This is a genomic window from Nocardia sp. NPDC055321, from assembly GCF_053645575.1.
Genome location: NZ_JBSHMS010000012.1, coordinates 48,038 through 60,408 on the forward strand (window position 1 = coordinate 48,038; position 12,371 = coordinate 60,408).

General features: G+C 71.0%; 11 protein-coding genes. 8 read left to right on the forward strand and 3 right to left on the reverse strand.

Annotated features, from left to right (window positions below):
• Positions 1-95 precede the first annotated feature (95 nt).
• Entirely contained in the window at positions 96-1,232 is a 1,137-nt protein-coding gene (locus ACWIGI_RS20255; protein WP_454203955.1) for a Rieske 2Fe-2S domain-containing protein, read from the reverse strand.
• A 59-nt stretch (positions 1,233-1,291) separates the two neighbouring features.
• On the reverse strand, positions 1,292-1,867 hold the full coding sequence (gene grpE / locus ACWIGI_RS20260) for a nucleotide exchange factor GrpE (RefSeq protein ID WP_454203956.1): 576 nt from the start codon (positions 1,865-1,867) through the stop codon (positions 1,292-1,294).
• 50 nt (positions 1,868-1,917) lie between these two features.
• Between grpE and ACWIGI_RS20265 the strand changes: the two genes are divergently transcribed.
• From ACWIGI_RS20265 to truB, 6 genes are all read left to right on the forward strand, one after another.
• Complete coding sequence (locus tag ACWIGI_RS20265; protein WP_454204157.1) at positions 1,918-3,600, forward strand: Hsp70 family protein; 1,683 nt, start codon at positions 1,918-1,920, stop codon at positions 3,598-3,600.
• Between the two features lie 10 nt (positions 3,601-3,610).
• Positions 3,611-5,995 carry an Ig-like domain repeat protein gene (locus ACWIGI_RS20270; protein WP_454203957.1) on the forward strand — a complete coding sequence of 795 codons (2,385 nt, stop codon included), beginning with the start codon at positions 3,611-3,613 and terminating at the stop codon, positions 5,993-5,995.
• 131 nt (positions 5,996-6,126) lie between these two features.
• Positions 6,127-7,080 carry a metallophosphoesterase family protein gene (locus ACWIGI_RS20275; protein WP_454203958.1) on the forward strand — a complete coding sequence of 318 codons (954 nt, stop codon included), beginning with the start codon at positions 6,127-6,129 and terminating at the stop codon, positions 7,078-7,080.
• A 461-nt stretch (positions 7,081-7,541) separates the two neighbouring features.
• Positions 7,542-8,648: an XdhC family protein gene (locus ACWIGI_RS20280; RefSeq protein WP_454203959.1), complete on the forward strand. Its 1,107-nt coding sequence runs from the start codon at positions 7,542-7,544 to the stop codon at positions 8,646-8,648.
• A 168-nt stretch (positions 8,649-8,816) separates the two neighbouring features.
• The gene (npt, locus tag ACWIGI_RS20285) at positions 8,817-9,491 is read left to right on the forward strand and encodes a 4'-phosphopantetheinyl transferase Npt (protein ID WP_454204158.1); all 675 of its coding nucleotides are present in this window, start codon (positions 8,817-8,819) and stop codon (positions 9,489-9,491) included.
• Positions 9,491-10,426, forward strand: coding sequence for a tRNA pseudouridine(55) synthase TruB (gene truB, locus ACWIGI_RS20290; protein ID WP_454203960.1), 936 nt, complete (start codon positions 9,491-9,493; stop codon positions 10,424-10,426). The genes npt and truB overlap by 1 nt, the downstream gene beginning before the upstream one ends.
• 282 nt (positions 10,427-10,708) lie before the next feature.
• Here the strand turns inward: truB and ACWIGI_RS20295 are convergent, their stop codons facing one another.
• Complete coding sequence (locus ACWIGI_RS20295) at positions 10,709-11,305, reverse strand: TetR/AcrR family transcriptional regulator (protein WP_454203961.1); 597 nt, start codon at positions 11,303-11,305, stop codon at positions 10,709-10,711.
• Positions 11,306-11,406: 101 nt separating this feature from the next.
• On the opposite strand from ACWIGI_RS20295, the gene ACWIGI_RS20300 reads away from it, so the two are divergent.
• Together ACWIGI_RS20300 and ACWIGI_RS20305 are read left to right on the forward strand one after the other, a co-directional pair.
• Positions 11,407-11,838, forward strand: coding sequence for a DUF4345 domain-containing protein (locus ACWIGI_RS20300; RefSeq protein ID WP_454203962.1), 432 nt, complete (start codon positions 11,407-11,409; stop codon positions 11,836-11,838).
• 69 nt (positions 11,839-11,907) lie between these two features.
• Entirely contained in the window at positions 11,908-12,297 is a 390-nt protein-coding gene (locus ACWIGI_RS20305) for a hypothetical protein (protein ID WP_454203963.1), read from the forward strand.
• Positions 12,298-12,371: the final 74 nt, after the last annotated feature.

Here is a 12,371-nt window from a genome sequence, read left to right on the forward strand (position 1 = left end):
CGCCTACCCCGCGCCCGCCGCAAGCGTGCCGGTGGGTATCTGATCGCCCCGCGCGCCCCGTCGGCCCCCCCCGCGACTGGGGGTCGCCGACGCGTTCAGTCGGTCTCGGCCGCCCGGGCCGCGAGATTGGCCGCGACCTCGGCCTGCCAGTTCTCGTTGGCGTGCGTGGTGTCGACCTCGAACTCGAAGCGCGCCGTCATATCCGGGGTGATGTCGGCGACGTCCACGTAGAACTGTTCGTACCAGCGGCGATGCTGGTACACCGGGCCGTCCTCCTGGGTCAGGAGGGGATTGTCGATGCGGGTCTTGTGTTTCCAGATCTCCACGTCCTGCAGGAAGCCGACGCCGAAGCTCTTGCCGAAGGCCTTGGCCAGCTTCTGCGACTTCTCCGGCGGCAGGCCCTCGATGCGCTGCACGCTCACACCCCACTGCAGCATGAACGAATCGTGGGTGACCGGATAGTGGCAGTTGATGAGCGCCACCTCCACGGTGTTCTCGCCGAAGTCGTTGTGCAGATAGTTGATCATGTACGACGGCCCGAAATACGAGGCCTCCGAACGCAGCAACTGCATCTCGGTCGAGTAATTCGAGGACGTGTGCACATCCGGGCGGCCCTTGGAATGCAGGAACTGGGTCGCCACGTGTCCTTCGAACACATTCTTGAAGAACACCGGGTACGCGTAGTGGATATAGAAGAAGTGCGCCATATCCACGTTGTTGTCGATGATTTCGCGGCAGTGCGCGCCCTCGATGAGCAGTGAGTTCCAGTCCCAGTCGCTCCACTGCTCGGTGCCCATGCCCTCGATGTGCGGGATGGCGACCTCCGGCGGCGGCTTGTTGCCCTCCGGGTCGTTCCAGACGAAGAACTGCCCGTTCTCCTCGCAGGTGATCCAGGACCTGGTCCGGGCCAGCGGCGGCACCCGGCGCGCGTAGGGGATCGCGTCGCATTTGCCGTCCCCGCGCCAGCGCCAATCGTGGAACGGGCAGGCGATGTTGTCGCCCTTCACGCTGCCGTAGGCGAGGTCCGCTCCCATATGACGGCAGTAACCGTCGAGCGCGTTGAGTTTCCCGGTGCTGTCGGCCCAGATGACGAGCTTGGTACCGAAGGCGTTGACGGAGTGCGGTTCCCCGTCGCGGAAACTCTCCGCCAACCCCAGGCAGTGCCAGCCGCGTGCGAAACGCGTCATCGGCTTGCCGACATCAATGGTCCGAACGTGCGCGGAGCCTGTCATTCCCCGAGATTAAGCATGTTCGCTTAAATAGACAAGGGGTGATGTCGGCCCCGCGCCGATCAGGCCGCGGGCTCGGTGAACCGGCGGACAACGACTTTCGCGGTCCGCAGCAGTCGCTCGGCCACGGCCAGCCCGGGTTCGATGACCGCGGCCACGGTCCGGTCCTCGGTCGCCGTCACGGCCGCGGTCACGTCCATCGCCTCCATGGTCAGCGCGTCGAAGGCGGTGCCGGGGGCCGGTTCCACGATGCGCCCGCCGCGACCGGCGACCAGGCGCTCCACCCGCGCGGCGAAGGCGTCGAAGGCCGCGCGCTCGGTGTCGGACTGCGCGGTGGCCGCGCAGGTGCGGGCATCGCCGTGCAGGGCGAACAGTTCCACCAGCAGCGGCACGTCCGCCCCGGCCCGCTCCCGCTGAGCGCGCGCCTTGGCGTCGTCGGCCAGGCGCTCGATGGTCCCGGCCTGCCGGGCGATCACCCGCGCGAGATCCTCGACGCGCTCGTTGATGCTCGCCACCGCGGGCTCGATCCCGGGGGTTACGGGCGGTGCGATATCGGCCGGCTGCTGCACGGGAAACTGATCGGTGGTGGGTTCGCTTGCGCTATCGGAATTCCCGGTCACGGCGGCGGGTTCGGTCATGCTCGAAACCTTAATCCCGGGTGTCGGCGGTGGCTGCTACGATCGCCGCCATGGGGGTCTTCGGTATTGACCTGGGCACAACGAATTCGGCTATCGCGCGGATCGACGCTGACGGCCGTCCTGATGTCCTGATCGGCATGAACGGGGAGCCAACGGTTCCCTCGGTGGTCCTGTTCGCCTCCGCGAACGATCATGTGGTGGGCGAGGGCGCGCGGCGCCAGGCCCGCCTCGATCCCGAGCACGTCTGCGCGCTGGTCAAACGGCGCATGGGCGACGCGGATTGGCGTTTCGTGGCACACGGGCAGACCTGGTCCGCGCCCGCGGTGTCCTCCCTGATCCTCAAGAGCCTGGCCGCCGACGCCGAATTCGGCGGCGGCGAGACAGTCTCACGCGTGGTCATCACCGTGCCCGCCTACTTCGGCGACGAGGAGCGGCGCGCCACCATCCAGGCCGGCACCTACGCCGGATTCGACGTGGCGGGCGTGCTGTCCGAACCCATCGCCGCTGCCCTGTCCTACGGTTTCGGCCGCCTCGACGGCAGCATCGACATCGGCAAGGGCGGCCCGCGCGAGACCGTCATGGTCTACGACCTGGGCGGCGGCACCTTCGACGCCACCGTCATCGAACTGTCCGACCGCCGCATCTCGGTGCTCTCGGTCGAGGGCGATCACCAGCTCGGCGGCGCCGACTGGGACGAGCGCATCGCCCTGCACCTGTCCCAGCAGTTCTGCGCCGCCAACCCCGACGCCGAGGATCCGCTCGACGATTCGGCCGGTTCGCAGATGCTGGTGCTGGCCGCCGAGCGCGCGAAGATGGAACTCACCGACGCCGAGAGCACCGAGGTCGTGGTGGCGCACGACGGCGTCCGCGCCGTCATCACCCTGACCCGTGCCGAGCTCGAGGCGATGACGGCCTCGCTCATGCGGCGCACCGTCGATCTCACCCGGGCGTGCCTGGCCGCGGCCGGGCAGCGCGGAGTCCACAAGGTCGACAGACTGCTGCTGGTCGGCGGATCCTCGCGCATGCCCATGGTGGCGCGCGAACTGCAGCGCGAACTCGGCCTCGTCGGCGAGCTGCGCGATCCGGATCTCTCGGTGGCCCGCGGCGCGGCGCTGTACGGGGAGAAGCTGGAGATGGAACGGCTCGTCCTGGCCGATCTGGTGACCCGCGGCCGCCTGCGCGACGGCTCGGAACTGCGCGAGGCCGATCCCCGGGAACTGGAGCAGTCCGTGGCGCGGGTCGCGGCCTCGTTCGGGCAGCCGGTGGCCCTGGTGCGGCGCATGCTCGAGATCCAGGTCGACACCGTGGTCTCGCGCGGGTTCGGCGTGCTGGCCCTGGACCCGTACAACGGGCTGGCCGCGAGCTGGCTGGTGCATCGCAATCAGACGCTGCCCATCAAGGTGCGGCGTTCGTACGGCACCGTGCGCACCGATCAGGACCAGATCGAGCTGACCATCGTCGAACAGCAGGGGCAGGCCGCCTCGACCCGCCCCGAGGATTCGAAGATCCTGGTGGAGGGCAAGATTCGCGATATCCCGCCCGGGTACGAGGCGGGTAGCGAAGTGCGGGTCACCTTCGAGATGGGTTTCGACGGCGTCCTGCACGTGACCGCGTACCACGTGGACGCCAAGATGCCGCTGGTGCTCTCGGTGCAGACCGGGGCCACGTTGTCCCAGGCCGACGTCGCACGGGAACTGGATCAGCTGCAGCGCACCCGCCGCCGGGCCGTCTGAACGACGAACCATGCACGCCTTCGACCCGAACGACTATCGCAAGCGAGTGCTGGCCGCGGTGGAACGCCGCGGCGGCATCGACTCCTCGGATCCCTTCGAGCTGTACGACATTCCGCTCGAGGAGGCCGAACAGCTCACCGACGCGCAGGTCGGCGCGCGCCTCGACGAGGTGTGGGCCTTCTGGCAGAAGCAGCGCGACCATCCCAAGTACCGGGTGCTGGTCGGGTTGCTGGTCGACGGGCACGAGGAGCGTTCGTATCCGCTGCTGAGCGCGGCCTCGCGGCGCGTGGAGGCCGAGCAGGTGCGGCGCACCCGCGACCGGCGCGACACCGAGCGCTACGAGATGCTCGACAGCGCCATCGAACGACTCGTGCAGCGGCACGGCGGAATTCCGGTCGGCAAGATCGCCGGGCTGGAGGATCTCGGCAAACTCGGCGGGCTGGACCCGAAGGAGATCGAGGCGCGCCTGCGCAGGCACCGCCGGATCGAGGACGCCGCCGCGCCCGCCCCGGCCGCGCGCACCAGCGAGATCAGTGCCCAACGGCGGCAACAGATTCGCAAGCTCCTGGCCGAATACGAGCGGCTGCTGCCGGGTGATCCGGTGCCGACGCTGCTGGTGCTGCTGCGCCTGGATTTCACCAAGGCGCACGAGACCGGCGAGATCCGCCTGCGCGCCGAGGCGTTGCGCAGCCGCACCCGGGAACTTCCGCCCGGGCGTATTCGCGTGGTGCTCGACGAACTGCTGGTGCACATCAGCGATGTGCTCGAGGCCGGCGGCGCCATCGTCGACGACTACCTGGCCGCGATCGTCGAGGACGTGACCGAGGCGCTGCGCCCGCAGGTGCGGGCGGCGGTACTGGTCGAAGACCATTTGGTGGCGGGCGATTTCGAGTACCTGGTGGGTGAGGCCATCACCGCCGGGCTGGACCGCGTCGCCGCCGAGAAGGTGATCATCGGTCTGGCGACCGAGCTCGGGACGACCGTGGAGGGTCGCGAGCGGGGCGTGGATTCGATTCCGGGACACCGGGGTTCGAGCTCCGCTGGATCCTCCGCCGGCACGGGCGCCGGTTCCGGGCGCTACACCCACCCCGGGCGCGGCACGGGTTCGGCGTCGCGCACCCCGATCACCCCCGCCAGCGGCAGAACGCCCACCGGCCCGCCCGTCCGGGCCTGGGAGGAGCCGCTCAAGGCCGCCCGCGCCGCCCTGCGCGCGGGCCGCCCGTACGAGGCGTCGCAGCGGGTGGACGAGGCCAAGCTCGCGGTCGGCGGCGACAGCGCCGGGAACACCGCGGTGCGCCCCGTCGCCGAGGAGGTCGACCGCATCCTGGCCGAGGCCGCCCTGCGCTGGCGCTCGGCCGCCTCCGGCTGCGGTGGCAGACGCTACGTCGACGCCCTCGAACACCTCGAGTACCTGACCCGCTCGGCCTCGGACGTGCCCAACCCGGACGGCCGCGGCCCCCGGCTCGAGCAGCTGCTCGCCCAGGCGCGCAACGCGATGGCCGAGGCCGACCGGCTGTTCGCCGCGGCTCCCGCCGCGCCCGCAGCCGCCCGCGTGCGCGCCCTGCTGTCGGTGCTGGACCTGTGCGCCGATCACACCGGCGCGACCGCGGCCCTGGCCGAGTTGCCGGTCGACGCCCCCGGCCGCGTGTCCGCGACCCGCAAGCCCGACGGCACCGTCGAGATCGCGTGGTCGCCCTCGGTGACCGAACAGGTCGAATACCGGGTCACCCGTTTGCAATCCGACGGTTCCTGGCGCGTGGTGGGCCGCACGCGCGGCACCGCGCTGGAGGACGGTGGCGCGGGCACCGGCCCGGTACCCGTCTACGGGGTGGTGGCCTCGATCTCCGGGCGCGCGTCGGAGATGAGCCGCTCGGACGGTCCGGCCGTCGAGCCGAACCGGTCGTCCACGGGATCGCACGCCTCGAACTCCGCTCGCACCGACGCCGCGCCGGCCACGGCGAACGCGTCGTCCCCCGCGGCGACGGCCACGCACCCCGGCCCGTCGCCCGCCGCCGCCCGGACGGGCGGGTTCGGCGCCGGTCCGCACGGTTCGCCCACCGGGTCCCCGTCCTCGGACACCCCGAGCGGCATGCCCGCCGTGCGCGGCCTGACCGCGAACGCGGGCCTGCTGACCTTCGAATGGCCCGCGGGCGTCACCGAGGTCATGGTGGTGGCCCGCGCCGATGCGCCGCCCACCGATCCCGACGATCCGGCCGCCGCGCGCAAGTGGAAGGTTACCAACACCCGCTACCAGATCGACGGCGGCGCGAAGCTCCCCGCTGACGTCCCCCGCCCCTGCCACGTCGCCGTGGCTTCCTGCCGCCGCGAGCCGACCGGAACCCTCACGGTGGCAGCCGGGTTCGCCCCCGCCGCGCGCGTCCACATCACCGTCTGAGGCGCGCCGGATCCGGGCGATCTCCGCGCGGGATGCTCCCTGCCCGCGAGTGCGCGGCGGGGGCGTGGGAATCTGTTCTGGATCGGTGCTGTTGCTGCGAGGACCGTTCGTGAACAGGAAGGCGGAGCTGGGTGATTCCGAAACTGGTTGCGGTGAGCGACATCCATGTCGGTCATCAGGGCAACAAGCCGGTGGTCGAGGGTATTCGCGCGGACTCACCCGAGGATTGGCTGATCCTCGCGGGGGACGTGGGGGAGAAGACCGACGACTTCCGGTGGGCCCTGGAAACGCTGCGCCGGCAGTTCGCCAAGGTCATCTGGGTGCCGGGTAACCACGAATTGTGGACCACCGCAAAGGATCCCGTGCAGATGCACGGCGCCGGGCGATACGACTACCTGGTCTCGATCTGCCGTGACGTGGACGTGCTGACCCCCGAGGACCCGTTCCCGGTGTGGACCGGCGCGGGCGCGGAGGAGTTCGGCGGCGCGGTCACGCTGGTGCCGATGTTCCTGCTCTACGACTACTCGTGGCTGCCGGAGGGCACCGTCACCAAGGCCGCCGGCCTGGCGCTGGCGCGCGAGCGCAACGTGGTGGCGACCGACGAGTTCCTGCTCTCGCCCGAGCCGTACCTGACCCGCGACGCCTGGTGTCACGCGCGGGTGCAGTACACCAAGCGCCGCCTGGACGCGCTGCCCGCCGACACCCCGGTGGTCCTGATCAACCACTTCCCGCTGCTGCGCGAACCCACCGACATGCTCTGGTACCCGGAGTTCGCCCTGTGGTGCGGCACCGACCTCACCGCCGACTGGCACACCAGCTACAACGTGGTCTGCTCGATCTACGGTCACCTGCACATCCCGCGCACCACCTACTACGACGGCGTCCGCCACGAAGAGGTCTCCCTCGGCTACCCCCGCGAGTGGCAGCGCCGCGGCCTCCCCGAGCAGCTCCTGCGCCAGATCCTGCCCGTCCCCGACTACGGCGACACCCTCAACGAGTGGGGTGGCCACTTCAAGATCACCCCCGAGATGGCCGAGGCCGCCGCCAAGATGCGCGAACAGGCCCAGCGCCGCCGCGGGCTCTGACGTCCGATCGCCGTGCCGGTCGGCTGCCCGATGTCCGCGTCGCCTTCGCGCCGGCGGCACGCGGCAGGCAAGGAGGACTCGATCCGACCACGTCCGGGGCCGCGTGACGGTCCGCGCGCGTGCCGCCGCCAACCGTGCCGGACGCCCCGCGTGAACGCGGACCCACGCGCGCACCTGTACACAGAGCACGCGCGGTGTGGCCGGCAGGGCCGGAGCGATCGGGATTGGCAGAGCGGCTGACTCTTGATCAGCGGGCTGGTCGGACCCGGCCGCAGTGGGCAAGGGGCTGCCGCGCAGCCGGTTTCGCGGCCCTGCTGTGCGATCGAGTGCCGGCCGCCGCCGGGCGTGATCGCGGCCCGGGTCGGCGATCACCGATGCCGCACGATTCGGTGGTGTTGCGGTGGTGTTGCCATCCGGTGCGGGGCCGTGCACGGGCCCTCATCAGCGGTGATGATGGGGAAATGCGGGATGTGCTCGAGGAACTGATCGACCGGGTCCGGGGTGGGCCGGTGGTCCTCGCGCGGGTCGTCGGGGTGACCGGGGCCGGGCCGCGGGCGGTGGGGGCGAGCATGGTCGTCACCGGGGACGGGGAGGTCATCGGGTCGCTGTCGGGCGGGTGCGTGGAGGCCGCGGTCGTCGAGTCGGCCGCCATGGTCCTGCGCGACGGGGTGGCGGTGCTCGAGCGGTTCGGGATCGCCGACCCGGACGGGATGGCGATCGGGCTGACCTGCGGCGGGGAGATGGAGGTCTTCCTCGAGCGGGTCGACGAGCATCGGCTCGCGCTGCTCGAGGCGCTGGCCCGGGAGATCGAGGCGTGCCGCCCGGTAGCGGTGCTGACTTCGCTTGCGGGCGAACCGGAATGGCGCCTGCTGTCAGATCTGCCCGAGTCCGACGGCGCACCTGAACCGCCCGGACCCCGGTCCATGCCGGCAGCCGTACCGCGCGACGCGATCAAGATGGCGCGGGCCGGGCGCACCGGGACCATCGGGTCGGACGAGTGCGAGGTCGGTGACCTGCCGTCGCGGGCGTTCGTGCAGAGTTTCGGGCCGCCCGCGCGCATGATCCTGGCCGGGGCCAACGACTTCGTGCGGGCGTTGAGCAGGCTCGGGAGCCAGCTCGGGTACCGGGTCACGGTGGTCGACGCGCGCGAAACCTTCGCCACCGCAGCGCGATTCCCGGCGGCGGCCGAGGTCGTCGTGGACTGGCCGCATCGGTATCTGCGGGCCGAGCACGCGGGCGGGCGGGTCGACGCCCGCACCGTGGTGCTGGTGCTCACCCACGACGCCAAGTTCGATGTGCCGCTGCTGGCCGAGGCGCTGAGCCTGCCGGACCTGGCCTTCGTCGGCGCGCTGGGCTCGCGGCGCACGCACGCCGACCGTACGGCGCGCCTGATCGCCGCGGGCGTCACCCCGGATCGCCTGGCGCGCTTGCGAAGTCCGGTCGGCCTGGACCTCAACGCCACCACCCCGGACGAGACCGCGGTCTCCATCGTCGCGCAGATCATCGCCGAGGCGGGCGGGGCGACCGGCCGCCCGCTGGGCGCGCTGGACGGTCCCATTCATCACTGAGCACGGTCGCGTCCAACCGCCGAACGGGCTCGCGCATCTTGGCGGGCAAGGCCCCGGTTCGGGGGTGCGCGGCGGTCCCGGCCGGGCCGGTAGGCTCGTCCGGGCAAGTAGCGGTGCGATCAGGAGGCGGTCATCGAAGAGCGGGCAGTCGCGGCGGAATCGGCGCGCATTCTCGGCAGGATCCTGCCCTCGGGCGTCGCGTCCGCCGAGCTGGTGGTGTATCCGGAGGATCTGAAGCCGCACCCGAGCGAAGAGCACCTCATCGCCAAGGCGGTGGAGAAGCGCCGGCGCGATTTCATCGGCGCCCGGCACTGCGCCCGCCAGGCGCTGACCCAGCTCGGTGAGCCCGCCGTGGCCATCGGCAAGGGCGAGGACGGCGGACCGCTGTGGCCGCGCGGCGTCGTCGGCAGCCTCACCCACACCGACGGCTACAAGGCCGCCGCCCTGGGCCACAGCCTGCGCTTCCGGTCCATCGGCATCGACGCCGAGCCGCACGCCGCGCTCCCGGACGGCGTGCTGGATTCGGTGAGCCTGCCCGCCGAACGCGCCTGGCTGCGGGCGGCGCTGCAGGCCACCGACCTGCATCTGGATCGACTGCTGTTCTGCGCCAAGGAAGCCACCTACAAGGCGTGGCGGCCGCTCACCGGCCGCTGGCTCGGCTTCGAGGACGCGCACATCACCTTCGTCGTCGACAACGAGAACGCCGACGGCGGCGCGGGCACGTTCCACACCGAACTGCTCATCCCCGGGCACACCACCGACGGCGGCGCGGCCCTGCAGACGTTCGACGGCCGCTGGGCGATCTCGGACGGTCTCATCCTCACCGCGATCGTGGAGGCCTGATGGGCGAGCGCAAGCCCCCGCTCGTCGACGCGCTGGGCGGACTGCTGATCGTGGACAAGGACGGTGGCTGGACGAGCCACGACGTGGTCGCCAAGAGCCGAAGGCTGTTGCGCACCAAGAAGGTCGGCCACGCGGGCACCCTGGACCCGATGGCCACCGGCGTCCTGGTGCTCGGCGTGGAACGGGCCACCAAGATCCTGGGCCAGCTCATCCTGACCACCAAGGCGTACACCGCCACGATCCGCCTCGGGCAGTCGACGATCACCGACGACGCCGAGGGCGAGGTCACCGACACGACATCGGCCGCGCACCTGACCGATGCCGACATCGCCGCGCGCGTAGCGGAATTGACCGGCGACATCCAGCAGGTCCCCGCCACCGTCAGCGCCATCAAGGTCAACGGCGAGCGCGCCTACGCCCGCGCTCGCGCCGGCGAGGACGTGCAGCTCGCGGCCCGCCCGGTCACCGTGAGCCGCTTCGACATCCTCGAACGCCGCGACATCGACACCGGCACAGAACAATTCGTCGACCTGGACGTGGAGGTGGAGTGCACCTCCGGCACGTACATCCGCGCCCTGGCCCGCGATCTCGGTGAAAAGCTCGGCGTGGGCGGCCATCTCACGGCCCTGCGCCGCACCCGCGTGGGCCCCTTCACCCTCGAACACGCCCGCACCCTGACCGCCCTGGAAGCTGCAGCCGAGGCCGGGCAACCTCTCCTGAGCCTGGACATCGACGCCGCGGTCCGCGCCGCCTTCCCCCTGCGCGAGGTCGAGGACAAGCAGGCCGACGACCTCCGCAACGGCCGCTGGCTGGACCCGGTCGGCATCCCCGGCGTCTACGCCGCCGTCGACGCGCAGGGCAACGCGATAGCCCTCCTCCAGGAGAGCGGCAAGCGCGCGTCGTCCGTCATGGTCGTCCGCCCGGCCAACCTCTGAGCCCGGCGCAACGCGACGGGGCGGGTCGCCCATCGTCTCCGAGGCGGCTCGCCGCCGCGTGCTCCAGGACCGCTTGCCCGACGGCCATGTGACCGCGCGCCGTCCCCGGGAAATTCCCTGTCATGCTGTGCGGCAGTGGATTACACCGCGCGCCCGACCCCGGTCGAGGCCCCGTCTCCGCCTGCCCGAGCCGGGGTGCCGTCTACTCCGGCGGTGCCGCGCGACGCGATGCGACGGAGCCTTCCCGGGAAGCGGTTCCGTGGGGCGCCGGGGCCTTCGATGTCAGGGCGAGCTGTCTGTGGCATCCGCGCGCAGCGGTTCGAGCGCCCCGAGCAGCGCGCCCACGCAGATGTCACGTAGCACCGGCCGGGGGCACGCCGGGGTCTCGAGCCACTCCACCGTCAGGACCCGCACGAAGGTCAGCCAGCTCATCAGGACCGTCGAAGTCAGTTGGCGGGCGGGGCCTTCCACGCCCAGCACGTCCAGCAGGCGTTCGCGCAGCTCGCTCAGTTCGCCGGTGATGATCGACTGAATCGTCGGGTCGGCGGCCAGCAGGCGGTTCGCCACGATCACCGTGCGGGCGTTGGCCTCGAAGTAGTCGAAGTGCACATCGAGGCCGGCGGCGAGCTGCTCGGTGAACGGCAGCGCCGGATCGAGAGTGGTGTCCACGAGCAGCTGTGCGGTGGCCTGCCGGTACACGGCCGCGAAAAGGTCGGGCTTGCTGGGGAAGTGGCGGTACAGCAGTGCCCGTGACACCCCGGCCGCGGCCGCCACGTCCTCCATGAGCACCGTCGGATAGTCGCGCTCGGCGAACAGTCCCGCGGCGGCGTCCACGAGCAGGCGGCGGCGTTCCTCGGGCGGCAGGCGGCGGCGGGTCATCGCGCCAGCTTAGTTGACGCGTGTCTACTAGCGTCGTAGCCTCGGTTAGTAGACGCACGTCTACTAACCACGTGGCGTCCACCCAAGCCCCGGAGGTTCGCATGAACGCAACGGCCGACACCGTCACGAACACCGCCCCCGCGTGGCCGCACGCGACCCTGAAGTGGATGAGCCTGATCGTCGGATACGCCTGCGTCGCAATCGGTCTGGCGCACCTGGCGATCGGGGAGGCGGCCGTGCCGGACATGGGCCCGGCGGCCGCGACGCCGGACAGTCAGAGCCGCTTCTTCGGCGCGGTCTTCGTCGGCTACGGACTGGCCTGGATATGGGCGGTGCGCGGCCCCGTCATCGATACCCGGGCGGTGCGCTGGCTCGCCGGCATCTTCCTGCTGGGAGCGCTCGGCCGCTTCCTGTCCGTGGCGGTGTACGGCTGGCCGCACCCGTTCATCCTGGCCCTGACCGCCCTGGAGGTGCTGCTGCCGCCGCTGTACATCCGGCTGGCCATACTCGAAGACCGCCGTTCGGCGCAATGATCTCCGAGCCACTGGAATTGGGGGCATCGCCCTCGTTGCGCAGAGCGCGCGCCATACAGATAACTCGGTATGAACAGCTATGGCAAGCGAATTATGCAGTCGGCGTTCGCGATCGGTGTCGTTCTCGCTGCCGCGGCCTGCGAGCCGGATACCGGCGGTGGCCCGGTCGTGGTGAGCACCCCGCCCGATTCCGCGCAGTCGGCCTGCGCGGTACAGAACGTCGTCAAGGACCTGACGATCGGTGACTGGCAACGCGATGCCACCGCCACGGTCAAGGACTGCGACGGCACGTGGGCGTTCATCAGCTGGGATTCCCCCGGCGACAGCGCTCGCATCGTCCACCGCGACAACGGCAAGTGGGCCGACTACGTGATCTTCCCGCACGACACCTGCTGGAGCGAGGCCGCCGCGGCCGGAGCGCCCGCCGAGACCATGCGGCAGTACTTCTCGGCCTGCTGACCCACCGGGAGTCCGCGCCGGCCTGCCCCCGCAAGGGCTTCCGGCGCGACGCGGGGGCGCGTTCGACGACGCCG